The sequence below is a fragment of the Halorubrum sp. AS12 genome, assembly GCF_051122765.1.
Classification (GTDB): domain Archaea; phylum Halobacteriota; class Halobacteria; order Halobacteriales; family Haloferacaceae; genus Halorubrum; species Halorubrum trapanicum.
Map to the genome: position 1 here is coordinate 1,164,394 of NZ_CP185385.1, position 25,909 is coordinate 1,190,302.

A 25,909-nucleotide genomic window follows, 5' to 3' on the forward strand; every position below is an offset into this window, starting at 1 on the left:
TGTCTCGAACGGACTTGATCTGCGTTCTCAAGGCCGGTACCTCTTCTCAGAGCCGACTGGGAAAAGCTTCAAGGTAGTACATCGAATAGTAATACTATAATGAGTACAACTGACGAAGGCCGAATCGTGAACCTGAGTCAGAAAGGCCAAGCGACGATTCCCAAAGAGCTCCGGGAGAAGCATGGAATCGAACCGGGAAGCAGGGTCCGCATCCACGAAAACGAGCAAGGAGAGATCGTCGTTGAACCCCTCCCCAGCCTCCAAGACTTCCGTGGAGCCGCAACCACGGCAGAGCGCGGAACGGCCATCCTTCGTGAGGAGCGGAAGGCCGACAAGGAGCGAAGTCAACGCCTCGAGCGAGACAATTAATGGATCACGTCGTATTCGACGCGGAACCGCTGATTGCCTACTACTGGGACGAGCCTGGGAGTGATGCCGTCGAAGCGATTATTGACCGCGTAGAAGACGGCCAGCTGAAGGGGTCAGTGAATACGGTGACGTGTACCGAAGTGCGGTACGTATGCGGACGAGACGACCCGCAGACGGCGCAAGCATACGTAACTCGGATTCGAAACTGGTGCGATATCGTTACCGCCGAAGACGTCTGGGAATCAGCCGCCGATTACAAACGCGACTACAAAGTCGCACTCGGAGACGCCTTTACGCTAGCCACAGCAGCAATGGAAGAGGCGACAGCCTACATAGGTGCTGACGACGACTTCGACGACGTCGACGTGACCGTGAAGCGATTTCGCGAAGACGGTGTCTAAGCGGCTCAAGTCCCTGACCCACACCAATGGCCGAGACGACTCACAGAGGATGAAGATGGTCGCTCGGCTATCCTCAAACCTGGCCAACCAAGCGAAATCGCACTCCGAATAGTTGCTATGGGAGCTGGGAAGTCACGTCGACGAGGTCGGCTTCAGTTGTCCAAACATAGAGGCGGTCGGCGTCCTCGAGCATGTCGAAGATCGCGGTTCGCATCCCGCTATATGGGTCGTTAATATCGGCGTTCGTGTCGATATCGTCAGTTGTGAGGTCGGTGTACTCGCGTTTGAGGACGTGGGTTTTCTCGAAGTACGTCTCAATGGCGGTGAAGTAACCTTGTTCGACGAGGAAGCCGCCTTGGTCGTGTTCGCTAACGCCGATGAGGTAGTCGGTGTAGTCAGCGAGAATTCGGAATTTGAGATACGTGTTCACCCATTCTTGGCGGATGTCGACCATCAGGAAGGCGTACGTGTCGGGGCGGCGGTTCAAGCGGTCTTTGACGAGTTGGAGGCGGTGAATTTCGGGGCGTCCGTAGCTGCCGAGGACGAAGTACGCGCTGTCAGCTGTGAAGATGGGCGAGAGTTCTGCGACACTCTGTTTGAGGGCTTCGTACTCTTCTGGAGTGAGGGAGGCGTCGTGGAGGTGTTCGTCGGCTTTCGCTGCAAGCTCGGCTGCCCGGTTCTCGGCCATATCGAGGTATTGGGCGGCTTTGCGTTTCAATGCGGCGTCTGAATTGGTAACCGATTCGGTCGTAACCAATTCGTATTTGGACAAAATGCTTAACTGGATTCTCCCCAAATACGGGAGTATGAGCGCGCCAGACCAGCCCACGAACGACATCGGCGGCGTCCGGGAGCGGCTGAACGTCGTCACCCAGGAGACGCGGTTCGCCCTGATTCAGGACGTCCTCGGGCATCCCGAGCAGCTGCCGACGCTGAAGGAACTGGACTACGTGAACCCGAGTAAGAGCCAGACGACGATTCGCCAGCACCTCCAAGAACTCGTCAATGTCGGCATTCTCGAGGAGGTCGCACTCCCGAAAGACCAGCGGCAGAACGACCTCCCGTACAAGTTCTACGGACTCAGCGACGAGGGTCGAAAGTTCCTTGACGAACACGGCCTCCTTCGAGCCGAGGACACGCTGGCAGACGTCTACGATAGCGTCGAGAAGACAGACACCATCAAGCGGTACGAAACCGCGCCTCGGCCCAAGCACTGATCAGTCGCCTCATTTTCTTTTTTGGTAGAATGTACCATGAATACCAGTCCCGTCTACAGAGTTCGAGGCAGAGTGCCTCGGGGCTTGACCCCGAGGGTGAATGCCGACAAACACTACACAAACAACAGAAGCCGGTAGCTTTAGAAGACAACATCTCGTATAATTGACCATGGAAGCGGATGGACTCACCCACACTCTCGATTTCCAGCTCGACATTCGAGAGGGCGATCCATCCCTCCTAACAGACGGCACACTCGAATCCCGACGAGTCGTCAACGAGATCTTCCGTCTCGACAAGGAAGGCTGGGATTGGGACGACATCGAAGACGCCGTCGTTGACCGCAGCGACCACGTCCAAAACACTACTCAACGACTCGTCGCCAAAGCGACCACCGCACTCCGAGAATACTACGGCGACGAGGATCACGACTACGGACGCCCCAACAACAACGTTCGCGAACCATTCCCCATTCGGATGAATCACGGAGAGGGATACGACCTATCTCTTGACGGGGACACCAACGACATCCACTTCAGAGTTAGTGCACTCAAACACAACCACGTTCGCGGCATTCTCACGGGCAGTCCCGATCACGTAGAACAACTCCGAACCGCACTCCAAGACGAAGATGACGAATGGCGTGTCGGTACCGCAGAAGTCGTTCCCGTAGACGGCGGCCACGAGCTACACGTGAACGTCACACGGACAACTGCTGACGTTGCTCCCAAAGAAGACGCTCAGACCGTTGTTGGCGTGGACATCAACGAGGACTGTGTTGCGCTCGCCGTATTGGACGAAGACGATATCATTGCCTCCGTGATCATCGACTACACACTGATCAAGGAACGTCGTCACGAGTTCTTCACGATGCGGAAGCGAATGCAACAGAACGGGCAAACCGCGTTCGAGACGGTTCTCCAAGACCGTGAGAAGCGGTACGTTCACGACCAACTCCACAAAATATCACACGACGTTGTGGAGTGGGTCAGTCAGTTCGAAAATCCGATCATGGTCTTCGAGGACTTGACCGACATGCGTGAAGACATCGAGTATGGGACTCGAATGAACCGGCGGCTACACTCGCTTCCGTTCGCCAAGCTTCGGTCGTACATCACGTACAAAGCGGCATGGGAGGGCATCCCGTCAGATGCGGTTGATCCAGAGTACACGTCCCAAGAGTGTCCGAGAACGGAGTGCGAACACCGAGTCCGAGCGAATCGGCGTGGGAAGCGATTCAAGTGTGTTGAGTGCGGGTGTCAGGACCACGCAGATCGTGGGGCTGGCATCAGTATCGCGAAAAGGTGGATGTCGAAAGAAGAGAGAAATGTGCCTCTTCTCAAGATCCTACCGGGATTCCAGCAGGTGCGACGAGAGGCATCGGGGCGTGTGGACCGCCCGACTGCGACCCCGTCACTCGCTGGAGGTCACCAGACCGAGAGTGGCGCGGGAGTGTTACGGTGAACTACCCCACCCTACTCAGCCGCTGACGCGGCTTCCTTGAGGGTGGGGCTTCCTGTTTCTACGACGCGCTTTACATCCACAACATCGGAAGCATCCGACGGTATGAACATAGGGAGCGCAGTCTCCACAGGCGTTGTGTCTTCGGACTGTCCCAGTCCTAGCTTCTCGAAACCACGAGACAAAACGTTGAGTGCGGCATTTGCATCTCTATCCATGTTGAACCCACAGGCAGGACACGAGTGTTCACGCACCCACAGCGGTTTGTCTGATTCAACGCCGCACGACGCGCACTCTTTGGTCGTGCCCGCTGGCTCTACTTCGACAAAGTGCGTACCCTCCCGCTTACACTTGTATTCGAGCATTGCGGTGAACGTATCCCACGCTGCCGAAGCCGTGTTCTGACTGTTTCCAGGCGACTCCAGCATCGACTTCACGTTCAAATCCTCGACGGCCACCAAGTCGTACTCGGTGGCGTAGTAATTCGAGAGTTTGTGTAGGAAGTCGTGGCGTTTCCGTCTGACTCGCTGGTGACACTCAGCTACTCTCAGCCGTTGTTTCTCCCAATTGTTCGAGCCGTGCTGTTGCCGGGAGAGCGACCGTTGTTCGCGTATGAGGCGTTCTCGTTCGTCTTGTAGATCAAGTGAGCCAACAGCACGCCCGTCCGTGTCGTGAGCGTATTTGAGGATACCCACGTCGATCCCGACACAGCGGTCGGGATTATCTGGTTTCACTGGTTCTTGTTTGCCTTCGACGGCGAATGAAGCGTACCACTCGCCAGTTCGTTCTTTCTTGACACAGACCTCTTTGACAGTAACATCCTCGGGAATTTCGCGGTGGTAACTGATTGGAATGTCAGCAAGTTTCGAGAGCGAGAGGACAGTCTGGCCGTTCTTTTTGTCGAACTCGAAGCCAGACTGCACGTATTTAAAACTCCGAAACTCGCTCGGTCCCTTCCAATTAAGACTCCCGACGTTGTACCCATTCTGTTTGAGTTGTGAGAGAGCTTTAATACTGTCTTCGATTCGCATGACAGCGGCTTGTGTCACTGTCGAGTACAGGTCGGTAAGCTCAGTCCACCAGTCTTTGAGAGCGGGTAGTTGGTCACGGACTTGACGCACTCGCTGGTTGAGTGTTCCTGATGATTCAGGAATTTGCTCGAACTCGTTGAGTGCGTGGTTGTACAGTTGCCGGCAGGTATCGCGGTGATAGTCCAGCGTCTCCCGCTGGTCTTCTGTTGGGTGGAGTCGATACCTGTAGGCGTAGTGCATGGGTTACCCGTCTGGATCGGATATTCGGACGATCTTCACGTCTGCGCCACGCCAGTCTTTGGGAACGAAAACGTGAGCACCATTACCAGTGGCTTTCACCTCACCTTCGATGACTTCGTGGCCTTCGATTTCGTGTCTATCCATCATTAGAGTGTATACATTGTAATTACATTAATTTGTTGATTCCGTGGACCTGTGGGCCTACAACAGTCAGTGTAAGATAACTGATGACGGCGCTGTATCCCCGCCCTACTCGCTCGCGTTGCTCGCTCCTTGAGGACGGGGGCTTAGCTCCTATATTCAGCTAAGCCGCAGGAAGAAGCCTCGGGGCTTGACCCCGAGGCAGTTCACGCCGGCCAAATCCGGGTTCTTGTTCGCCTCTGGGAACTCAGTCACACTCCAAACTAGCTGCGGCTACTCCGTATTCTCAGCGAGAATCGGCCAGCTAGCGAAGGCAGTCGTTTGGATACAATCCCTCGAACTACACGCCTCCGCGGTAGCAGCCAGTCACTCCTCAAGCCCAAGTTCGGACAACACAGTTGAGTGACCAACAAATGGCATATCCGGCGAGGTCACATCGTGGGGCCACCGCCACGTCCGGTTTTTGATCAGATCAAGAGCATTGTTGTCACGAGATTTACGCTCAGCGAACTGCCAGAGCGCCCGGCCAGACTCACGCATGCCGGGGGCTTTGCGTGACGTCTGCGGTTTGTAGATCCGCTCATTCATCGGCGTGATAAAGTCGGGCTTTTCAATCTCGGTGTAGTCGACAGCGACAGTATATCTATCAACAAATGTTTCGTAGGCATTCTTGTACCGTTCACGTTTACCAGCCGCGTCGCTTTGATTCCAATTAGCGGGGTACTCATTTGGATCAAGCCGCTCGAGTTGGTCGCCGTTACGATACCGAAGACTACTCCGGTCTAAGTACGCGAGCTGCGTTGGGACAAACGGTCCATGAACCTTTGTCCGGTCAGCAGCACTCGGATCCGATGCCCGGAGGAGCTCCTCAAACTCCCATGTTGCGACACTCTCATCAACGGACCCAGCGGCAAGCACTTCCCCATCCGGTGTCTCAAGCCGGAGTTCCGGCTCGATCTGTGATGGCGAACGCGCTTCGATGTCATCATCGTCCTCGTCTTCGGCTTCGGCTTCCGGTGGCTCCTGATACCGAAGATACCACTGCGATGACTCGACATCCGGTGGCAACACCGGTGTACTCCCGTCAGTAAGCGTCAGCTCGTCCGACATCGTGTACAGCTGTGCGCCATTATGAACGTCGGTGTCGGTGACGGGCTCTCGAAGCATTTTGGCGATTGATTTCGCTTTGGATTTATTTTTGGCAACAAAAATGACCTCCATATCATAATGCGCGGCGCGTGCTGCGTTCGTCAATACATTTGCTGGTTGATCGCTGTTTTTTTCCTCGACTTCAACGAAGTACTCGATCTCGTCTTTTTGTATCCAGATATCAGGCACAGACTCGGTTGCCTCAGTATCGAGTTGCTTGACCGTCCAGCCAGCGTCCGCAAAGTAGTCTACAACCCAGTCCTCGTTGAGCTGATGTTCCGCTGACCCACGAGTGGCCAGTGTGACCGACTGCTCGTCGTCGTCGTACTGGGTGACGTTTTCGGGCGAAGCGGCCTCCGGATCCGCTGTCTCGCCCGCAGTTGTTGGTAAGACGACAGGATTCGTGATCAGCTTGGGTGGATCGATGTAGCCGACGTTCTCCCACGGAGAGTACTCGATTGAGTCAGACACGAGCGCAACGAACGCTCGCACTGTCCGCTTATCAACCGGGATCTTCGTGTAGTAGTTGGCGTACTGATAGAGATTCTCGAGTTCTTTGTCGGTGTCGTGATACCCCGCGTACAGGTCGTGACAATCCTTCCGCCCGGCGAGCACGCGTCGTGCCGCACGGATAATTTCGACATCATGTTTGTGCCGTGAGACGGCCTCGTAGCGATCTCCGGAGGTGTCGATATCGAAATACCGTGTCGCATCGAGATCAAAGTTTGAGCGAATCCGATTCGTTTGGTCGTCATAGTACGTGCTAAGATCGACTCGCTCACCAGTATCGAGGTGTTCGGCGAAATCGTGTTCGGTGGCAAGTCCGTAGTTGGGCCGATAAACGGCAAGCCGCTGTGAGAGTTCGAACGTGGAGTTATCGCCCCGCGAAATAATCGTCTGTAGCAGGTAGGGAATATCTTCGTCGTTGAGATCGCTGATGAGCTCAACGACACCGTGTGGATTCCGCTGTGCTAACGGTAGCAGATCGGGACTTTCCCGAACCGCAAGCCGACACGTCGGCCGAATAGTCCCTTCAAGCGGTGACAGATCGACAGCACACCGGTCGTAGCCGTACCCATACGGCTTGACGAGATGCTCTTTACACGCCGATTCAAGCGCTCCAGTCGCCGCGCTCGCTTCATCGTGAGTCGCCGATGTTGGAGTGCCAGCGTTGTCAAGTTGGGTCTGGCCGGGGTCAGTAAGATCCTCGTCTTCGTCTGGTTGGGCTTGGACCGTTGAATCGATCGGATGAAGCACCCATTCTTGATGCGGTGCTGCCGGCCATGACAACAGCTCAAGCCGCCGGAGTTTGCTGTTTGAAAACGCCGATCGGATCACCGACGCGAGCGGGTGACTCTGTGCCGGTGGCGTTCCATCAGTACGTTCCGGTGGCCGCAATCGGAGACAACCGACGCGGGGCCACTGTGAGTAAATCGCTACGTCGTCCGTATCAGAGGTCGCTGTCATTCGTAATCAGGGTCAATCGCAAGGGTATCTGCAAGCGATGCTGCCGATGTCTCTACCGCCGTCGCGTCAGCAAACGGAGCGGCCGGCCGATCCGCTGTCGTGTCCGGGTAGATCCACCCACGTTGGGTGAGCGTCACCGTATCGGGCTCCATGAGCGCTGATTCGGTTTGGGTCGGCCCAGTCGTCCGCCGTGAGAGCGCTGTCACCAACCGTTTCAGCTCTGTTTGTGACACCACCGTGGCCGACTGTGGCCACAACAAGCGGCGACACGCAGCAGCGATGGTCGACGCCGTCAGTGTTGTTTCAGCCTGACACGTGTACGTGGTGACGAACTCCTCGAGAGCGGTCTCAAGTGACTCCTCATGTCTCCCGAACCGCCGGCGTGGATCAACCACCGACGGGCCCGCTGGCCCGAGTGAGAGACACGTCGCGCGTGGACTCCACCAGCGCCGCGCGGGGACAGCTGGCAACGGGATCGACCGGTACTCGTCAGCGAGCGCTGCTGGCGTGTCATACTGATCGCGAGCGACGCCATCGGTCGTCCGCACAACCGGCGACGAGTCTGGGTCGACCCATCGCAGCGGGGTCGACGGGTCATCGAACGGGACTGTCGGTCGAAGCAGATCTCCCCAGACGGTCCCACTCGCGAGACACGCGTCGGCGGCGTACAACCGAACCGTTCCATCTGGGCCAATTGTCCACTGAAGCGGCATCTCGCGGGGGACAACAGCAACGTGTCCCGACGTGATCCAATGACGGGCCGTCCGTGGATACAGGACCGTTTCCGTGTCGGCTCCCCCAACGAACGGTTCCCGTAGAATTGCGGCCGCCCGCTCGGCTGCGGCCTGCGTCTCGGTGACAACTGTTATCCCATGTGTCTCGACACCATGCGAGGCGGCGGCGATGAGTTCGCCCGGTGGGACGGTGCCATCGGCATCGACCACCAGAATACTCGGGTCGTCGTCTGGCGGTCGCCGTTCAGCGATCGCCCACGGCGTATCAACACCGGGCGTCGCAGCCAGCGACAGCGAGTCCCCGTATTCGCGAAGTCGAGTAATTGCCCGCCGTGTCACGCCTGGTGGTGCCGGGCCCAACTCCCCGGACCGCAGCGACGCTGTCGGCCAGTCAGCAGTCGTCGCCGGCGTCGGGGTCCAGAGGTTAGACGACGATTGATCACCAGCCGGCGCGCGTGGGAGATGCCCAGCCGTTTCGTCGGTCCCTCGAGCAGCTCGAAGCAGCGCGAGCGGTTCAAGAATTGGCGGCCGCCGATCGAAGTCGTGTTGGGTGTCCCAGGCCGACGTCTCATACCCCCAGACAAGTCCCAGCATGCTCGCCAGCGACGCAGCGTCAACCTCGAGCGTCGGTGAATACTCGAGCGTGGCATACTGGTCGGCGAGCGGCTGCGGATCACCAAGCGTCCCGAGCAGTCGCTGATACTCCAGCTGGTCTGTACAGAGGTCATACAGCGTGCTTACAGCTCGCACCAGCCCCGGGCTGTCGGTGGAGCGTGGGGTGACACGGGGACTGGCTGCGTGGCGTCTTGGGCTCCCATCCAACATCAGTCAACAGCTCCCACGTCGACGTGATCGCGTCGGTGTCGTACTGCGCGGCAAGTGACGGCCCAGTAGTCCGCGTGCTATGGCGTGCGAGATCACGTCGCTGGAGCGTGCGCGCCTCCGGGGCAAGATGCCCGACCTGCTGTTCGACGTGGTAAGTGCCCGACCCAGTCGGCGCGATAATTGTGTGCGCAACGTGGGGAACAGAGGCTTCGAGCAGTTCGTTGAGATACGTCGCCAGATGGCTCTGTGATCCAGCTCGATCGACTGTGATCGGTGTCTCCGTATCGGACACTAGCCGCGTCGTCAGTGTCTGCGTTCGTCCGAGCGGCGTCGGATCACAGTAGACGATCTCGACACCGAGCCGGTCAATCAGTTGGTCCGCGAGCAACGCACCAAACCGGGCCGTAACCGTGTCGATATCCTGAACCGAGGTGTGGGTTGTCTCGAAGGCTGGGTTCGAGACAATCGGGAGTGACGAACCGCCACTACTGTCTGCGGCTGGACACGCCCGCAGGAGATACTCCTCGTGAGCGACCCCTCGATAACACAGGATATCGATGGCGCGAAGGTGTGCCTGGTCAGCAGTACAGATCGTCTGGATTGCCTGTGCCAACAGGCCTCCCATCGAATTGGTGATCCGCGCGGCTGGATCGGTGACCCCTGGCGGAATTAGTCGGACCCACTGGGCGTCGGTTGCCGAGGGCGTCTGTGACGCTGTCAGCACTGTTCACCTGTCGCCAGCGGAACACACTGCCTGGTCGCTGCTGGCCGCGGGACCTGTCGGGTGCCGGGAATAGCTCGATGCTGTGCTGGTGACCACTGGTGTCGCGGCACCTGTCGCTCCCGAGGGGTGCCCGGACGTCGTCGACGCAATCGACGAGCGCGTTCGGGACGTGGAGAGTATCGCCACCGCGGTGGCCGGGTGCGCCACCGCCGATCCACTCGCCGTGTCGCGGTGAGACAGCCAGCGTGTCCACATGCCGCAGCCGACCGCCCTATCTGGCTCGCCGTCCCCGTCGTTCGGGCTGTCGGCGTCTCCTGTGAGCCGTCGTTTCGAACGGACGCCTGAGGGCACGCGTGTGACAGTCGGGGACCGTCCGGCGGCTGGCAGCTAGCCCGACGGCGTGGGTGCTCGTCGTCGACACCAACGAGTACCCGATCGCCTCCGAGCGCAGCCCCAGTCGTCCACCGGCACCACACCGGCACCACAACTCGTCGTCGTCGCAACATATCGTGTGGTCAGGCAGTCTTCGATACCGCAGTATAAACGACCGGCCGAGAATATTGATTGTGATAATACATAGCCAGATATGGGTTGTCGTGTCGGTGATGGAGTCCCAATTACGGTGACGGTTACTACTAGTCTAAATCGACAGCAGGCGTCGGGTTATGGAGACCACAATCCGACTGATAATAAGAATAAGTAGTGTAGACAAAGGCGGTCTGGTGAGAGAGGGGTTCAGGACGGAGCCGAACGATAATTAGGGTGAAACACATTGGCCGTGTGGACGCCGACACCCACAGTGACAGTTGAGGGACTGCGTGGTTATCCATAACAGTAGTTGATAATGCGATTTCTGTATTCAGAAATGCGGTTAGAGTCATGTCCTACTCAAAACAATTATGACTCTTCCCACTCTAAGTGGGAATATGACCAAGGTGGATTCAAAAGGGCGAATCGTCCTCCCGCAAGAAGTGCGAGATCGACTTGGTATTACTCCGGGGACAGAGGTCGATGTCCGCGAAAAAGACGGAAAAGCAGTTGTTGAGCTAGAGGACAGCCCCGACAAAATTCTCGCCCAGATGGAACAGCTCGTTGAGGAAGCGGCCTCGAACCGGGAAGAGACGATACCCATCTCCGAGGGAGCCGACCCGGTTGCCCACAAGCATAGAGATGCCGTTCAACGAGGAGCGGAACAATACGATGAGTAACGCTGGTGGCCCGTATCTGTTCGATGACGGGGTGATAGCTCTCGCACACACAACGGCTCCAGTTCGTGATGTGGCACTCTCGTACGTTCGAGAGGCGATCGCTGGCGAGATCGATTCCGTTGTTCCGTATCCTGCGGTCTTCGGCGCTCATACTGTCCTTACGACGTACTACGGGTATTCGAACGCGGACGCCTCTCGTCTGCTCCAGAATTTTCTGGATGCGAAGCGAATCCACTGGTACGACCGGATGCCTGAAGATGTCGTTCGGGGTGGGCTTTCACAACCGGGTGAGGTAAACGTGGATGGATGGGACGGGTATTACGCGCAAGTAGCGATTGACGAAGGAGTGAAGACGGTGTTGACGATTGACGACGACTTCGACCGATTCGATGCGATTCGATACCGAGGTAATTCTTTCACCTGAGCAATTTGCCGAACTGAACAGGTTCCTTGAAAACTAATTTTAGCCGCATTTCTGAGTGTAGAAACCGCATTACCAACCACTGTTAATGTGTGGCCACACGAATTCAGTATCAATCCAAAGCGATCCTAGCACGACCCTCGAATCAGTGGCGTATCAATCCGACGCGATCCCAGCACGACCCTCGAACGACTAGCGTATCGAACCGAACTGACCCCGTCGTGAGACCACCGTGGCCCCAGGTGTCCCCAGATCGATCCGGGACGCGAGACCAGCCCACCACCACGGACACCACGACGCCAACACGACACGATCACGACGTTGCCACCGCTCCTGGTACGGCGCCCCTGTACGGACTCGCTCTCGATGTCGTCAGGAGGCCTCGTTCACCGCCACAGCACCCTGCGATCAAATAATACACCACCACAGCAACACCAGCTGTCCCACGCCGCGCAGCTCCCTCACGACCGTGTCGCCCCGACGACGTCCACAGCGCAAGACGCCGTCGTCCCCCACGACGACATCACGGCGAGTGTAACGCCACTAGTCGCCACGCCCGTACTCGCACGACTGAACGACCGCACACACCACACTAGGACACCGCTGTGACCACTACGACGCGCCGAGACGCACGGCTCGCCAACAGCCATCCCTCCCTGAACAGGACCACAGTACACCCCCAGCCATGAGATGGGACGCCACGCAGCCATGGCGCACTCGCTCGATAGTGTATCCCAGTTCGCCACCCGATCACCTGTCGCGTCGACCCATTCCAACGGCAGGAGACATCCCTGCGGGCTCCCCGCTCGATCCGTGTGGCCACATCATGATCCACCCGACCACCGCGTTGTCATCCCTTACGGAGAATCGAGGAGAAAGCCTCGCGCTTTAGCGCGGGGATGAATCCGACACTACCCTTCACAGTCCACCGTTCGATGGCACGGCTGGATATTCCACGCTGAGCAAATACACAGCTTCAAGTGATTTTGTCTACATAGGTTACGTATGGCGAAACAGGTCGTCACTCGCACCTACACTGCTTCCATACGGAACCAGTCTCGGGTGCAAGACGACCTTGATTCGCTCGGGTTCGCAGCCAGTAAGCTCTGGAACGTCGGACGGTGGACGTGTAGTCGGATCTGGGATGAAATCGATCACATCCCGAACCACAACGAACTCACCACGTACCTCAAAACCCACGAACGCTATGATGACCTGCATTCGCAGTCAAGTCAGCGAGTCCTTCAAGAACTCGCTGAGGCGTTCAACGGCTGGTACGGCAAACGACGCAACGGAGATACGAGAGCGAACCCGCCCGGCTACCGCAAACACGACGACGAGCACCCGCGTTCGACGGTGACGTTCAAAGCCGCTGGCTTCAAACTCGATACCCAGTACAACCGCGTTCGACTCTCAAAGGGGTCGAACCTCAAGGAGTATTGGTCGGACTTCATCCTCTGTGAGTACCAGACTCGCCCCGACGTTGACCTCTCCGCTGTGGAGAACGTCCAACAAGCCAAGATTGTGTGGACAGGCGACGAGTGGGAACTACACTTCGTCTGTAAGGTCGAAATCGACGTGGCTGAAGCCCCCGGTGAGAAGACTGTGGGTGTTGATCTCGGGATCAACAACTTTGCCGCGCTCGCGTATGAAGACGGTCACAGCGAGCTGTACCCGCTGAACTGCTTGAAACAGGACGACTACTACTTCAGCAAGCGAATCGCTCGGTGTGACGACTCGAATTCCGATCAGGCCACCCGGCTGAACCAGAAGAAGTCGGCTCGCCGTACCCACTACTTCCACACACTCTCGAAACATATCGTCCAGCGGTGTGTTGACGAGGAAGTTGGAACTATCGTGGTGGGAGATCTCTCCGGCATCCGTGAGGATGAGGAGAACGACGGGTCGAAGGACTGGGGCAAGCACGAAAATCTTGATCTACACTCGTGGGCGTTCGACCGTTTCACCGACCTTCTCGAATACAAAGCCGAAATGGAAGGTATCACGGTTGAACAAGTGTCTGAGCAGGATACCTCGAAGTCGTGTTCGTGCTGTGGTCGGAAGCGTGAAGCCAACCGTGTTGAACGCGGACTGTATGTCTGCGATGAGTGCGGGACAGTGGCGAACGCGGACGTGAACGGTGCTGAGAACATTCGGCAGAAAGTATCTCCAAGTCCCGCCACGGATGGCGGTGATAGGAGTAACGGCTGGTTGGCACAGCCATCGACGTTCTTGTTTGACAAGGAAACTGGTGCGTTCGCACCTCAAGAACAGATCACGTCGTAAACCACAATATCCCAACCCAGCGGTGCGGTGCCGTGGGAATCCTCGCGCTTCAGCGCGGGGAGGGTGTCAAGATGTGGTCCCAGCAGCGCCGCCTGAGAGCGGCTCGCGGCGAGCCGGACGCAACGAGAGGTGTCAGATAGTGAATCCCCCGCAGCGTCATCTCAAAGGGGAGTCCTATCATTGCTACCCGCCGTTTGAGTGCTCGCTGGCTTGAAGCTGCCCGGGTGATAGCTTGTGTGAGACGCACCAAGTCAGTTCTTGTGAATACCCGCTTCCGTCCGGAGGCGCATCCGTTGTCTGAGACAGGCTCCGTCGCCCCCGGACTCATGGATCTGTCCGTCCTCGGGCAAGCCCGTCGATTCCCTATCGCAAGACCAGCCGCTGGTGAAACAACGACTCGTCGTTCCCGACCGCAAGACCAGTTGGTCCCTATTGGAGACCCACTCGTTTCCCAACGCAAGATTCCCCGTCTCCCAACGCAGGACAAACGATTTCCCAACGCAAGACACACCGTTTCCCAACGCAGGACAAACGATTTCCCAACGCAAGACACACCGTTTCCCAACGCAGGACAGACGATTTCCCAACGCGAGACCCCCCGTCTCCCAACGCAGGACAGACGATTTCCCAACGCGAGACCCCCCGTTTCCCAACGCACGACAGACGATTTCCCAACGCGAGACCCCCCGTTTCCCAACGCACGACAGACGATTTCCCAACGCGAGACCCCCCGTTTCCCAACGCACGACAGACGATTTCCCAACGCGAGACCCCCTGTCTCCCAACGCACGACAGACGATTTCCCAACGCAAGACACACCGTTTCCCAACGCAAGACACACCGTTTCCCAACGCAAGACACACCGTTTCCCAACGCAAGACACACCGTTTCCCAACGCAAGACACACCGTTTCCCAACGCAAGACATCCGGTTTCCTACCGTAGGACACCGCGTTTCCCAACGCAAGACACTACATTTCCTACCGCAGGATACCCCGTTCCTGAAAGAACAACTTCTCCGTTCCCAACACAGACCCCGTCATTTCCTCCCGTAGGAGACCCGCCTGCTCAATGAAGGAGTCTCATGTCCTCGCGACAGACCACCAGTTGCTACTCGGGACTGTCCGTCTACTCCCAGACAATCGCCCTGTTTCCCGCCGTGGTATCGTCTGTTGGCTGCTACCGAATCGCAGGTCTCCTGAGAAGCGTGTGTGATACAGCGATATTAGAGCCGTCTCACCAGACTGTGGCGGGTCGCATCACTATCGGCCTGTGACCTCCAGCGTGCGTGGCCCTACTGGGCTTACGACAAGGGGTGGATTGCTGCTGAGCAGATCAGACCGGATCCATCCACGTGGGTTCGTACTCGGTGTGGCTGTCCATGTTGATGCCACGTCGAGTGGTGTCCCAGGTCTCGGTGCTATGGCCGCTTGCCGATCTGTGCGCTGTCTGGGATCGGGTGTCCGTACCGGTCATTGTCGCTTGGGCCCTGGTGGGTGGCACCGCCCTATTTTACTCACATGCTCTGTCGGATCCTCTGGGTAGCTCTTTTTATTCTTATTATCAGTCGGGTTTTCAACAGAGTAACCCCGCCACGTCTTGCGATTATACTGGTTATCGTCCGTAATCTAGAACTTTAGCTAAGCGGTCTAAGCATAATCGTGTCGGTAATCGGGTGGGGTGGCAACGCTATCGTATTTTTGTGATTTATTCTAACTAAGTTTAAATGAGACTTTGGATTACAGTACTCTAAGTGAACGCCTGTGGTCTCAGCTATCGATATCTGACCCCGTCTGGTAGTTGGTACAAAAGTAGTTTTTACCCCCCGAGAGGGGTGGAGGGCGTACATGAGATGCGCCCCGTGAAAACATGACTGACGAAAGCTCAGCCGCCGCCGACAACACCACCCAGCCGAGAGGAATCAGCCCGAAAAGTACTGCGAGCACCACTGAGCCGATGACAACAGCCAGCCGCTGTGAGCGAATCGTGGAGTTCACCGATCACTCGGAAACGCGTCACCGCATCCGGTATGTTCCCCAGCCAACCAACCAGTGGCAACGTATCGAAGAGAGATGGAACGGCAAAGAGTGGGTTCATCTCAGTCAAGAAACCGTCAGCGACGTTAATCAGTGGAGACGGCCTGTCTAGCCGCCCAGAAGGCCGAAACGGATCTCGGTCGTATATCGTGGTATGCCCTCGATCGTGCGAGACGACGCGATTCGTTCTGGTGAGCCCCGCCTTGAGGGGACGCGGATCACCGTCCGCGACATCAAGCGGCGCGAGATCGATGCCGAGGAGGACCCACACGTCGTCGCCGGCGAGTACGGGATCTCGATGGCCGAGTGTTTCGGCGCGCTCACGCAGTACTCCGAACACCGCGACGCGTTCGAAGACGCTGAGCGGGAGACCGAACGGACGCGTCGCGACGGCGAGCGGGGGAACACCGAAGATCGAGACGGGAGCGACCACGTCTCAGGGGAAGAGGATTTCGCGTTCGTCGTCAGTTGGCCCGGGGGCGTCGGCGTCAAGCGCAAGTTTAGGGATTGATGGCTTCGGTTGTTCTTTGTATTAGCGCCCGATAGAACGCCCCTGGATCGTTTTCTCGGAGGTGAGCGACGAACTGGCCGACCCACTCTCGGGGGTGTTCGTTCAGGAACTGTTCGAGAACGCTGTCGTCCTCGTTGGCGGAGAGGTACGCGGCGAACTCGAGTTCGGTCGCGATGTGATCCGGGGGTGCCGACCGCGAGTCCCTGAGCCGCAAGTCGTACTCGTCGTACCAGCGGGCAACCGCTTGCGTTGTAGGCCCGTATACTGGCCCGAGGTCAGCACTGTCCTCACCGTCCCGGTAGACGCTTTCGTAGGGGGGCACTGGTCGCGCCCGGGACCGATGAACAGTCGCGTGTATTCTACACGCAGTTCATCGAGGTCCCCGAACGTCTCGACTCCGTCGAGCCACTCGAACCGCCCGGATTCGATCGCATCGACCCAGTCCTCGGACGGCTCGCGCCAACAGACAGCCAGGGTACCAAACGTGTCGGCTATCGACGGTCTCGCGTCCACCGTCGAGTGGTCGGCTGCCGTCGACGTGTGCTCAGTCATGGCCCTCGGTCCCTCCGTCTGCCGCGTACGCCTCCTGGGTGGTCGGTTGCTGTAGGGGCAGGTACCGGAGCCCGACGGTGACGACCAGTGCGCCGACTGCGATGATTCCGGCCGTGACGACCACTTCGACCAGCGTCGGGGTGTAGGTGCCCGAAGTTGCCCAGATATCTGTCGCGACGCCCGCGTACTCACCGCCCAGCGAGATACCCGGTGCGGCGTCGATGTTCACATTTTCGTAGCCGGTGAACACTAGCCGAATTCCCTCAAACAAGGTACCGGCCACAGCAAGTGCGCCCGCGGCGAGTATCACGGATAGCCGCTTCCGGAGTGTCGGAATCATCAACAACACCAGCGGCAGGGCACCGCCGAGACCGGTCCAGAGCCAGAAGTAGATGGAGTCCCCGATGAGGAACTCGCTCGTGATCGCCCAGAAGCCGAAGTGGTCCGCCCACGCGTGTGGGAGGCGTTCGGCAGCGAGGAGGTAGACGACGTGGAACGCGAGGAAGACGCCCAAAACCTTCCCCAAGCTCGCCAGTTCGTCGCGGTCGGCGTCGAAGGCCGTGTAGCGGTCGGCGAGGATCGAGACCACAAGTAGCAGGCCCAGCCCGGAGACGAGCGCCTTAGCGATGAACACCGGGGCGACGAGCGGACTGAACCAGTCGCCACGGCCGACCTGCGTTGCGAAGATCCAGCCGGTCACCGAATGTAGCATGATCGCCGTCGGCAACGCGACTGCGGCGGTCCAGAACAGCAGCTTCCGGTCTCGGTCCCGGCCCGCCTGTGTGTCCTCGGTACCGAACGCGAACCGCGAGCCGCGGGCAGCGAGGTCACGCCGAGTCAGCAGCCAGAGGTACCACAGGTTCAACACGCCGTACAGCACGACGATACCGAAGTCCCAGACCATCGGTGAGCGGAAATCCGGCGACGTGAAGAACTGGTAAAGGCGCCCGGGACGGCCGATGTCCGGGAGGATGAGCAGACCCGCGACGATGATACAGGCGAGACTCACGAGCACACCGAGCCTGGCGAACTCCTCGTAGCGGTCCGAGTGGAAGAACTTCGGGGCGCTTGAGATGATGAGACCGCCCGCCGACAGTCCGACGAACATCACGAACAGCATGATGTACAGCCCCCACGAGAACACGTTCCGCATCCCCGTCACGGCGAGCCCCTGCTGGAGCTGGTACGCCCACGCACCGAGCCCGGCCATGAGCAGCACGCCAAGGAGGCCGAGCCAAACTTTCGAAACGGTTCCGAACGAGGACAGCACTGGTGCGCGGGCTGCGGACGTGGTAGCTCTGTCGGTAGTCTCACTCGCCATCAGTCGTCACCTCCGGTCGGGTTGGCAGCAGCACCTGAGACCGACTCATCGCCGGCAACGTCGCCGGACTCCTCGGGGGCAGGCTCCTCGTCGAGTTCTTCCTCAAGTTCTTTCCCCTTCCAGGGTCGACCGGGCGACATCTCACCCTGAATGTAGTAGGTTTTCGGGTCGGTCCCCTTATCATCAAGCAGCTGATGGGTGTCGTATTCGGCGACATACTTCGAGACGGTACTGTTCTCGTCGTCGAAGTCCCCGAAGATGCGAGCGTCGGCCGGACAGTTCACGACACAGGATGGGTCAAGTCCCTCCTCGACGCGGTGGCTACAGAACGTACACTTCTCAACGACGCCCTGGGGCCGCTCTTCGACATCTCCCGTGCCTTCTTCTGGGACGTGTTGTGGGTCCTCCCAGTTGAACACGCGAGCGTTGTACGGGCAGGCCGCCATACAGTACCGGCAGCCGATACACTTGTCGTAGTCGATCTCTACGATACCGTCCTCGCGCGTGAACGTCGCGTTCACGGGACAAACCTTGACACAGGGCGCGTTCTCGCAGTGCTGACACGCCGTCGGCTGGTAGCTCATCTCCAGCGTCCCGCCGTCTCCATCCTCGGGGTACGAGCCTTCGGGAGTGTCGACGTGGTCGCCACCGACGGTTAGCACACGGTTCCAGGCCTGACCCATCGAAACGTTGTTCTCCTGCTTACACGTGATTGCGCAGGATTGGCATCCGATACAGCGCTCTTGGTCGATTACGAGTCCATAGTTTGTCACAGTCAGTCACCTCCGCTAGCGCTGCCAGCTGTACCACGCAGATTATCCTGTGTGTACTGGTTGGACTGGTACTCCTCCGCTGCACGTTCGACCTCTACCCGACAGTCGTAGAACGCGAACGTACGCCCGACGTTTGCGAGTCTCCGCGGAGATCGGGTCCTGATAGTGCCCCTCGACGAAGTCCTCTGCCCACCAGCCTTGGTCCGTGTTCACAAGCCCCGGCTGTATCCCTTCGTTGTACTTCGCGCGAACGACCATCGAGCCGCGGTCGTTGTGGACGAGCACGTACTCTCCGTCTGAGATGTCACGTTGTTTGGCGTCTTTCGGATGGATGTCGAGCTGTGGTTCCCGGTTTACCTCCCGAAGCCACGGAACGTTTGCCCACTGTGAGTGAATCCGCCACTTCGAGTGTTTCTCCATGAACACCAGGGGGTACTCGTTTTGATCCTCCCAGTCGTCAGCAGTTCTGGCTTCCAGCGGCTCTGGGACTTCGAGCGAGATACCCTCGTCGGGCAGCCCCGGTCCTTTTTCCGTCGGCGCGTCGTCGTCGTACACCGTAATCCGGCCGGATTCGGTCCCGAACGCGTCAGTGTACGCGACTGTCGGCGTTTCGTCGGTTTCGACTGTTCCGTTCTCTCGGAGTGCTTCCCAGGAAAGCCGGTCGTCGTTCTGTACGAAGCGGTCGAGGACTTCTCGCTTGTCGTCGGGGAACTTGTCTCCATGGCCGAGGCGTTCGGCTATCCCCGCCATGATATAGTAGTCGTCGCGAGCCTCCCAGAGCGGTTCGTGGGCTTGCTCTCGGTACCTGATATTCGGGTGGTGGTCCGAGCCGAGAACGTCCTCCGTCTCGAACCAGTGTGCTGCTGGGAGAATAATATCTGCCTGCTGGGTGGTCGGCGTGTGGTACATGTCTGCCCAAACGATCGTTTCGAGGGACTCCATCGCATTCAGCCACCGTTCCCGGTTCGGGAACTGGTTCCCGAGCATGTTTGAGCTCGTCCCGTACAGGAACCGTGGCTGGACAGGGTCGCCGTCTTCAAGCAGACTGAGAATTTCTTGGTATCCATACGTGTCTAGACTAACTCCACCTTCGGGGTTCCCCCAGTCGCCCGTTTGAAGCGACGGTCCGCCGTAAGAGGGGTGCTGGGCATGGACGTTTCCATGACGGCCGTAGTCCCCAGTCAGTGCCATCAGCGTCGCATACGCCTGTCCGAAAACATGCCCATACAGGTAGCGACCGACGCTGTACGCCGGAAGAATCCCTCCGGCGCCCCGTGTCGCAAGCCAGTTGGCAGCCGTCTCAATATCCGCCACATTGAGCCCCGCGACTTCAGCGACATCAGCGGGCTGATACTCCGATGCCTGTTCCCGAAGGGCAGCGAGTCCGGTGCGAACGGCCACACCGTCTATCGTCCACTCGCCGAACAGCGCGAATGGGCCACCGGTCTCAGCCTCGACCACATTTGGCTCGCTGGTCTCTTCGTTCATCACGACGATTCCGCCGTCCGGTGGATTATCTGAGACCCGAGACGGATTGAGAAGGGTTCCATCGTCAACGCGGACGAGCGCGGGTGCGTTGGTACGCTGTCGGAGGAAGGTATCGTCGTACACCTCGTTCTCAAAGATGTAGTTCATCATTGCGAGTGCGAGGTGCGTGTCTTTCCCCGGCCGGATCGGCAGCCAGAGGTCGGCTTTTTCCGCGGTATTTGTGTACATCGGGTCGACGACGACAAGCTTCGCCCCATTTCGCTTCGCATCTAGTATCCATTCGGCGTCCATCTGGAACTGACTCGCGAAGATGTCCGACCCCCAGATGATCAGCGTGTCAGCGTTCGCCCAGTCTTCGACGGTGTTCGTCGGTGGCATGAATACGCCACCCTCGCCGGTGATGCGGTTGAATCCCTGTCCGACGTTGGTGTCGATCCCGTAGACGAAGCTGTCTTGAATGCCACCGACAAGCTGTTTCAGACGTCCGTACCCCGATGTCCCTTGACTCCCCGACCCAGCATGCCAGTACACGCTCTCGGGACCGTATTCCTCTTTGGTCGTCTGTATCTGCTCTGCTACCAGATCAAGCGCTTCGGACCAACTGATACGTTCAAACTGTGCGTCTTCTCCACGAGCACCCGGTTGTGGGTCATCCGGCGACCAGCTCGCGCGTTTCATCGGGTACTTGAGGCGCTTGGCGTTGTACGCCCGCTGTACGTGCGATATACCAAGCGTACAGCCGCGCTTGAACTCGGACGCTGCCGGAACCTGCTGTTCGGTCTTCTTTATCTGGCCATCCCGGACGAACACGTCAAGTGGACAATCGCCCCGACAGTTTGGCCCGCACGCCGTCTTGACAACTCGATCTTCGCCAAGGAAGCTCGTGACCTGATCGACAGCTTCGCCCGGTTCGTCGGCGGGCTGGAGCGTCGAAAGAACGCCGCTACCACCGCCGAGTCCGACCCCGGCGACAGCGCCAGTTTTGAGGATATCCCGACGGGACGCAGTGAGTTCGTCGTCAGTCATCGAACCCCTCCGGTTTCGTGGGTCGGTCGTCAGTCCCGAACTCGGCTTTGACCTCCTCATGATACCTCTCGTGGAACTCCTGCTCGGTTAGTTCGCCGTTCGCGATCTTGATGGCGTCTTCAGCCATGCGCTTTCCGAGATCCGGGTCGTACCCACACCCCTCGAGAATCTCATCGGCGATCTCATCCCACTCCGGTATCGGCTCGTGGGTGGGTCGTGATTCCTCTGTCATACATTCCATCATTTCACGTTGGGATCAATATCCCTTCTTCTGGATTGTGAAGGGGTTCAAGTGTCATATTAGATATTGCCGAGAATCGGGTTAGTAGATAGAGAGTAACACACATATATTGGGGTTTCAGGCCCGAGACATGCGTTTTATAATACGCACTTCCAGATCCTGAAAATATGAATATCGTTTATATGGTTCTGTTGAAATCCTTAGAAAGTGATAGATTCTGCCCCGGTTGTGGTCAGCAGGGGATGACTGTGGTACCGTCGTGTCACTCCTTGCTGTGTTCCTTTGACCAGTAATATATCAGGGGAGTTCCCACGATTGTCGGCCATAACCACGCCAGAATACCCAACACGGGGGTGAGATTGACTGCGGACACAGCGCTGATCGTCGTAATAAACGCGGCAATCATCCGTTGAAGATGACTAACTAGCCACTCACCGGATGTATCTCCTTGGAAGGCTCGAATATCAATCGTTCCGAATGTTACTCCAATTCCGCCGAAGACGAGCATCACGAGCCCGAATGAATTACCGGTGACGACCCAAACAATCCCCCAGACACCTAATCCGAGACACGCCAGAACCACGCTCCCGGTTGCGATCCAATCCAGACGCTGAGGGGTGGCAGCCGGTCGCTTCCGGGAAAGCACGCGATATCCGGAGAACGCAAGATACCCACTGAAGACGGCAACCAACGTAAGAATGATCCGAAATGAGGTTGGATTGAGAGCGAGGAGCACGAACACCGTCCCGACGACGACGCCCATTGAGACGAGGAAGAGTTTGCCAGCCTGTCGGTGTCGGTGTCCACCTTTCTTCGTCACGAGCGCACCTGTCCCGGCGAGGACGGCCACCACGCCTGTAGCGATATGTACCCACAGTGACCACGCCTCGATGGTTGGCATATCCCCTCTTTATATGTAGTCATAATAAACATTACCCGCCTCTCGGAAGGTCTTACGTTCCAACTCCCAATTTCTCCGTGTAACATTCGCACACTTCAGCGACCGGCTGTATCAGCTGATAATGTGTCTGAAGAATAGGATTTCAACAGAGCCGTTTATATCCGTATTCCAAGGTTTTCGGGGAGGAAGACTCGAAATGCCCGTGGCACTGTTAACCGTTGATCAAGGATCAGTCAGTGTGAGGCGTCGATTACTGCGTTCGCAGTCGCAAAACGACGACAACGCGAGATCGTAGTGGGTCCAAGAGCCTCGCGTCGTCACATGTCGGTAGTGGCGTTCGCAAACGCTCTCGTCGCCAGTGTTGACTCGACGGCGTTCAAGCGCTGCGAGTACGCTGATTTCGAGATACCGAGGTCGTCAGCCAATTCTTTAAGTGACGTCTCACGAGGGGTGGAGTAGTAGCCCGCTGCGACAGCCTTCGTGACCGCTTCACGCTGTTTCTCCGTGACCTCGTCGAGAACGAGCGTAACCGTTTGGCTGGAGGCGTCACTGTTGTTGGTGGAGTCGATCCGTTTCAGTTGTCGAAGTCGCAGTTCTTCGGTAACTGCTTTCAGTGCCTCGACCAAGTCGGTAAGTCGCTCTCGATCGGGGAGAAACGTCTCGATGTGAATCATATCCCCGTTAACACCGGTGATTTTTGGAATACACCCGAAATTACCAAAAACCGCACAGTAACAGCCCTCTCCGACATCACTGGCTGAATGGACGACGTTCGCTTTCCCGCAGTCCGAGGATTCAGGAGGCTCATTGGTCTGAATCATCGTTTCCGTGCGGCACTGACCGTGTTGTAGTTGCTGGTTTATCTCGATCACATCAGCCCCCTCACCGTCGAACTCGTTCAGGGGACAGTCGCTTTCCATTATGGGCGTTATCTCAAACGCGACATACAGATCCCGGCTGGCCGCTTCGGGAGTTGATGGTGTATCCGCCCTCATGTCAAGATGTAGCTACATTTGGACCACCTATACAGAATGGGGATGATTCTAATTCCATGGGAACAGTAGGACGGGGTATCGAATATCGGAAGAGTGGCCCCGCTCTGTTGACGTACTCATCCGCTTCGAGGGCGACGAGGACATGCTCAGCCACCGGGCCGTCGACGAAGTCATCGCCGACGTCGGCGTTTGCGTCGAGCCGACAGTCGACGCGCTCGCGAAGCGACTCGACGCCGCGCTAGGCGGGGCCCGGCCGCCAACATCCCCAGCCGAGCACGCTCGAAAGTACGACTGGGACGCGATCGCCGAGCAGGCAGAAACACCTATTAGGGAACGATCGACGGTTCGTGGTGAGCTGCTTCGACGCGGTCAAGACCACGACTCGAGACACATAAACATCTGGTCACAAGCGAGCGAACACAGGCCCTAGCATCAGTAATGTGACTCTCCGAGAGAGACTGTGTGCGCCGACTGACATCCTCCCCGCGCTGAAGCGTGAGGATTCCACTACTTCTGCTGGGTGTTGCTGTTTCATTCTGAATTCTTCGTCGATCCGGATCGCGCTTCAATTTCTGTGATATTGAATGAACATATTATATCTCTTATATTCTCGATCGGCCCGCCTATGGGTGACGTTGCAAACTCTGTGGAGTCAAACACGACCCAGAAACGCGAACAGATCGAATCGGTGGAACTCGCCAGATGAATGGGAGAGTGTCTCCCATAGATGGGGTGGGAGTGCTCCGTGCTTTTCGCTGATCGGTCTTGCCTCCGGGCTGGACAGCGTCCAGGTCCTCACACAGTCGGTGCGTTTTTGTTCTGGTCTTTTCTTCTTCTTATCAGTCGTTTCTGGCCCCCTCTAACCACCCCCGTATGGGGATTTTCCTTGATACCCCCTGCCTCTCGATGGAATCCCCTTAACTAGGGTTCTAACCCGTATGAAGTCGATCATGTACCAAGACCAGAACAGCTGGCGAAAAAACACAGCACCCGACTGTAAGTACGGGTAGAGACCAACTGTGGACTCCTGTTGTATACCTCGCCAGGGCACAGTGAAACGGACTCTCTGTTCATCCCCTGGTCGCTTTTTCTGCGAACAACTTGGCGATGGTCATCTTGGTTCGCTCACCAAGTTTTCAGTCGTCTCCAACCCGGTGGTACTGCCGATCAGCAATAACTGGGAGTAACGTTCAGGTAGGTGTGGGTGTAACCGATAGCCCGAATGCTCCGCGAGGTGGTCAAATCGGCCGGGACCGCGTTACTCGTGGTCGTGTTGGTTTCGCTCATCCTTGGACAGGTGTTCGGCCAGCCGGTTCTCCTCGCGTATGTCGATTCCGGGAGCATGGAGCCAACGATAGACGAGGGTGATGGCTTCCTGACCGTCCCGGCTGCGGTTACTGGCCCACCAGCCGAAGGCGATGTGATCACCTTCCGTGCCCAAGAGATCGAGGACGGTGGACTCACCACCCACCGGATCGTCGGGGAAACGAGCGAGGGATACATCACGCAGGGAGACGCGAATCCCTTCACCGACCAGGACGGGAGCGAACCACCGGTTACAGAGGATCGGATCGTCGCTGAAGCCGTTCAAGTCGGCGGGACCGTCGTCACGATCCCTGGCCTCGGGACTGCGATCGAGACCGTTCAAGGGACCCTATTCGCCGGGGTCACAGCTGCCGTCACTGCCATCGGGATTGACGTCGATCCATCTCCGGGAACGGTTGGGACGTGGATCTTTGGGCTCGGGCTTGTGCTGTTTGCGCTGTCGTTCCGGCCTGGAGACGACTCAGAACTCGAACGGGACATGACTCGGTCGCCCGAGGAGGCGGGCGGTGTTGACCCACGCAAAGTAGCGGTCGTCCTGCTCGTGCTTGTACTCGTGCCGGCGAACGCGGCGATGATACTCCCGAGTGGGCAGACCTCACTCACGATCGACGGCGACGAGGTCGCCGAAGCTGACGGGGTCGCACCCGGCGATCCGGTTGAGACGGAGTTCAACGCGCGCAACGACGGGCTGATCACGCTATTACTTGTGTTCGAACCAATCGATGACGACGTGACAATCGAGCCGTCCACACCCGGGCTTCCCACTGGCCAGAGCACGACCGCAACGGTGACTGTTCCGGCACCGGAACCGGGCGTCCAGCGGACTGTCACGGTCGCCGAGGATCGCTATCTCGTCGTTCTACCCGAGTCGTTCATTGTGTGGCTCCACGAGATTCACCCGCTCGCGGCGCTCGGGGCGTTGAACCTCCTCATCGGTGGCGGGTTCATCGGATTCATCGGTGGCCTGCTCGGCTTCAGTGAGGTCCGGTTTCGAGACACTTCTCGTGATGTGCCGCTTCGGATCCGGATCAAACAGTGGCTGCGATGAGCCGGTGAGAGAAGCGTAGT

The 25,909-nt window shown here is 57.9% G+C and carries 21 protein-coding genes and 2 pseudogenes; 10 read left to right on the top strand and 13 right to left on the bottom strand.

Annotation, left to right across the window (positions count from 1 at the left end):
• Positions 1-99 precede the first annotated feature (99 nt).
• Positions 100-369, top strand: a complete 270-nt coding sequence (locus ACODNG_RS05895; protein WP_434522816.1) for an AbrB/MazE/SpoVT family DNA-binding domain-containing protein — start codon at positions 100-102, stop codon at positions 367-369.
• Complete coding sequence (locus ACODNG_RS05900) at positions 369-770, top strand: type II toxin-antitoxin system VapC family toxin (protein ID WP_434522817.1); 402 nt, start codon at positions 369-371, stop codon at positions 768-770. Before ACODNG_RS05895 ends, ACODNG_RS05900 begins: the two co-directional genes overlap by 1 nt.
• Positions 771-885: 115 nt before the next feature.
• Here ACODNG_RS05900 and ACODNG_RS05905 read toward each other — a convergent pair whose 3' ends face one another.
• Positions 886-1,458: a hypothetical protein gene (locus ACODNG_RS05905; RefSeq protein ID WP_434522818.1), complete on the bottom strand. Its 573-nt coding sequence runs from the start codon at positions 1,456-1,458 to the stop codon at positions 886-888.
• A gap of 118 nt (positions 1,459-1,576) precedes the next feature.
• Here ACODNG_RS05905 and ACODNG_RS05910 point away from each other — a divergent pair, with 118 nt between their 5' ends.
• Together ACODNG_RS05910 and ACODNG_RS05915 are read left to right on the top strand one after the other, a co-directional pair.
• The gene (locus ACODNG_RS05910) at positions 1,577-1,987 is read left to right on the top strand and encodes a transcriptional regulator (RefSeq protein ID WP_271963506.1); all 411 of its coding nucleotides are present in this window, start codon (positions 1,577-1,579) and stop codon (positions 1,985-1,987) included.
• A 169-nt stretch (positions 1,988-2,156) separates the two neighbouring features.
• Positions 2,157-3,449, top strand: a complete 1,293-nt coding sequence (locus tag ACODNG_RS05915; RefSeq protein ID WP_434522819.1) for an RNA-guided endonuclease TnpB family protein — start codon at positions 2,157-2,159, stop codon at positions 3,447-3,449.
• An 11-nt stretch (positions 3,450-3,460) separates the two neighbouring features.
• Here ACODNG_RS05915 and ACODNG_RS05920 read toward each other — a convergent pair whose 3' ends face one another.
• The 5 genes from ACODNG_RS05920 to ACODNG_RS05940 form a co-directional block, all read right to left on the bottom strand.
• Complete coding sequence (locus tag ACODNG_RS05920; protein ID WP_434522820.1) at positions 3,461-4,717, bottom strand: RNA-guided endonuclease InsQ/TnpB family protein; 1,257 nt, start codon at positions 4,715-4,717, stop codon at positions 3,461-3,463.
• 3 nt (positions 4,718-4,720) lie between these two features.
• On the bottom strand, positions 4,721-4,861 hold the full coding sequence (locus tag ACODNG_RS05925; RefSeq protein WP_434523062.1) for a DUF2080 family transposase-associated protein: 141 nt from the start codon (positions 4,859-4,861) through the stop codon (positions 4,721-4,723).
• A gap of 363 nt (positions 4,862-5,224) precedes the next feature.
• On the bottom strand, positions 5,225-7,264 hold the full coding sequence (locus ACODNG_RS05930; RefSeq protein ID WP_434522821.1) for a hypothetical protein: 2,040 nt from the start codon (positions 7,262-7,264) through the stop codon (positions 5,225-5,227).
• Between the two features lie 206 nt (positions 7,265-7,470).
• On the bottom strand, positions 7,471-8,958 hold the full coding sequence (locus ACODNG_RS05935; protein WP_434522822.1) for a hypothetical protein: 1,488 nt from the start codon (positions 8,956-8,958) through the stop codon (positions 7,471-7,473).
• On the bottom strand, positions 8,933-9,646 hold the full coding sequence (locus ACODNG_RS05940) for a hypothetical protein (RefSeq protein WP_434522823.1): 714 nt from the start codon (positions 9,644-9,646) through the stop codon (positions 8,933-8,935). The genes ACODNG_RS05935 and ACODNG_RS05940 overlap by 26 nt, the downstream gene beginning before the upstream one ends.
• A gap of 1,037 nt (positions 9,647-10,683) precedes the next feature.
• Here ACODNG_RS05940 and ACODNG_RS05945 point away from each other — a divergent pair.
• From ACODNG_RS05945 to ACODNG_RS05960, 4 genes and pseudogenes are all read left to right on the top strand, one after another.
• Positions 10,684-10,965: an AbrB/MazE/SpoVT family DNA-binding domain-containing protein gene (locus tag ACODNG_RS05945; protein WP_434522824.1), complete on the top strand. Its 282-nt coding sequence runs from the start codon at positions 10,684-10,686 to the stop codon at positions 10,963-10,965.
• Positions 10,958-11,426: pseudogene (locus ACODNG_RS05950) on the top strand (hypothetical protein). The gene ACODNG_RS05945 and the pseudogene ACODNG_RS05950 overlap by 8 nt, the downstream one beginning before the upstream one ends.
• Positions 11,427-12,391: 965 nt before the next feature.
• Positions 12,392-13,672, top strand: coding sequence for an RNA-guided endonuclease InsQ/TnpB family protein (locus ACODNG_RS05955; protein ID WP_434522825.1), 1,281 nt, complete (start codon positions 12,392-12,394; stop codon positions 13,670-13,672).
• A gap of 2,189 nt (positions 13,673-15,861) precedes the next feature.
• Positions 15,862-16,218 (top strand): DUF433 domain-containing protein, encoded by a 357-nt coding sequence (locus ACODNG_RS05960; RefSeq protein WP_434522826.1) that lies wholly within the window; start codon positions 15,862-15,864, stop codon positions 16,216-16,218.
• Here ACODNG_RS05960 and ACODNG_RS05965 read toward each other — a convergent pair.
• The 7 genes and pseudogenes from ACODNG_RS05965 to ACODNG_RS05995 all read right to left on the bottom strand — a co-directional run bounded on the left by ACODNG_RS05965 (position 16,208) and on the right by ACODNG_RS05995 (position 23,515).
• On the bottom strand, positions 16,208-16,540 hold the full coding sequence (locus ACODNG_RS05965) for a TorD/DmsD family molecular chaperone (RefSeq protein WP_434522827.1): 333 nt from the start codon (positions 16,538-16,540) through the stop codon (positions 16,208-16,210). The genes ACODNG_RS05960 and ACODNG_RS05965 overlap by 11 nt on opposite strands.
• Positions 16,541-16,762: 222 nt before the next feature.
• Positions 16,763-18,091 carry an NrfD/PsrC family molybdoenzyme membrane anchor subunit gene (gene nrfD, locus ACODNG_RS05970; protein WP_434522828.1) on the bottom strand — a complete coding sequence of 443 codons (1,329 nt, stop codon included), beginning with the start codon at positions 18,089-18,091 and terminating at the stop codon, positions 16,763-16,765.
• Entirely contained in the window at positions 18,091-18,864 is a 774-nt protein-coding gene (dsrO, locus tag ACODNG_RS05975) for a sulfate reduction electron transfer complex DsrMKJOP subunit DsrO (RefSeq protein WP_434522829.1), read from the bottom strand. Before dsrO ends, nrfD begins: the two co-directional genes overlap by 1 nt.
• Before the next feature lie 2 nt (positions 18,865-18,866).
• Positions 18,867-21,378: pseudogene (locus ACODNG_RS05980) on the bottom strand (molybdopterin-dependent oxidoreductase).
• Positions 21,371-21,610: a 4Fe-4S ferredoxin N-terminal domain-containing protein gene (locus ACODNG_RS05985; protein WP_434522830.1), complete on the bottom strand. Its 240-nt coding sequence runs from the start codon at positions 21,608-21,610 to the stop codon at positions 21,371-21,373. Before ACODNG_RS05985 ends, ACODNG_RS05980 begins: the two are co-directional and overlap by 8 nt.
• Before the next feature lie 271 nt (positions 21,611-21,881).
• Entirely contained in the window at positions 21,882-22,520 is a 639-nt protein-coding gene (locus tag ACODNG_RS05990; protein ID WP_434522831.1) for a hypothetical protein, read from the bottom strand.
• 317 nt (positions 22,521-22,837) lie between these two features.
• A complete protein-coding gene (locus ACODNG_RS05995; RefSeq protein WP_434522832.1) occupies positions 22,838-23,515 on the bottom strand; it encodes a helix-turn-helix domain-containing protein in 678 nt (225 codons plus the stop codon).
• A 142-nt stretch (positions 23,516-23,657) separates the two neighbouring features.
• Here ACODNG_RS05995 and ACODNG_RS06000 point away from each other — a divergent pair, with 142 nt between their 5' ends.
• The gene (locus ACODNG_RS06000) at positions 23,658-23,945 is read left to right on the top strand and encodes a hypothetical protein (protein ID WP_434522833.1); all 288 of its coding nucleotides are present in this window, start codon (positions 23,658-23,660) and stop codon (positions 23,943-23,945) included.
• A 792-nt stretch (positions 23,946-24,737) separates the two neighbouring features.
• On the top strand, positions 24,738-25,889 hold the full coding sequence (locus ACODNG_RS06005; RefSeq protein ID WP_434522834.1) for a signal peptidase I: 1,152 nt from the start codon (positions 24,738-24,740) through the stop codon (positions 25,887-25,889).
• Positions 25,890-25,909: the final 20 nt, after the last annotated feature.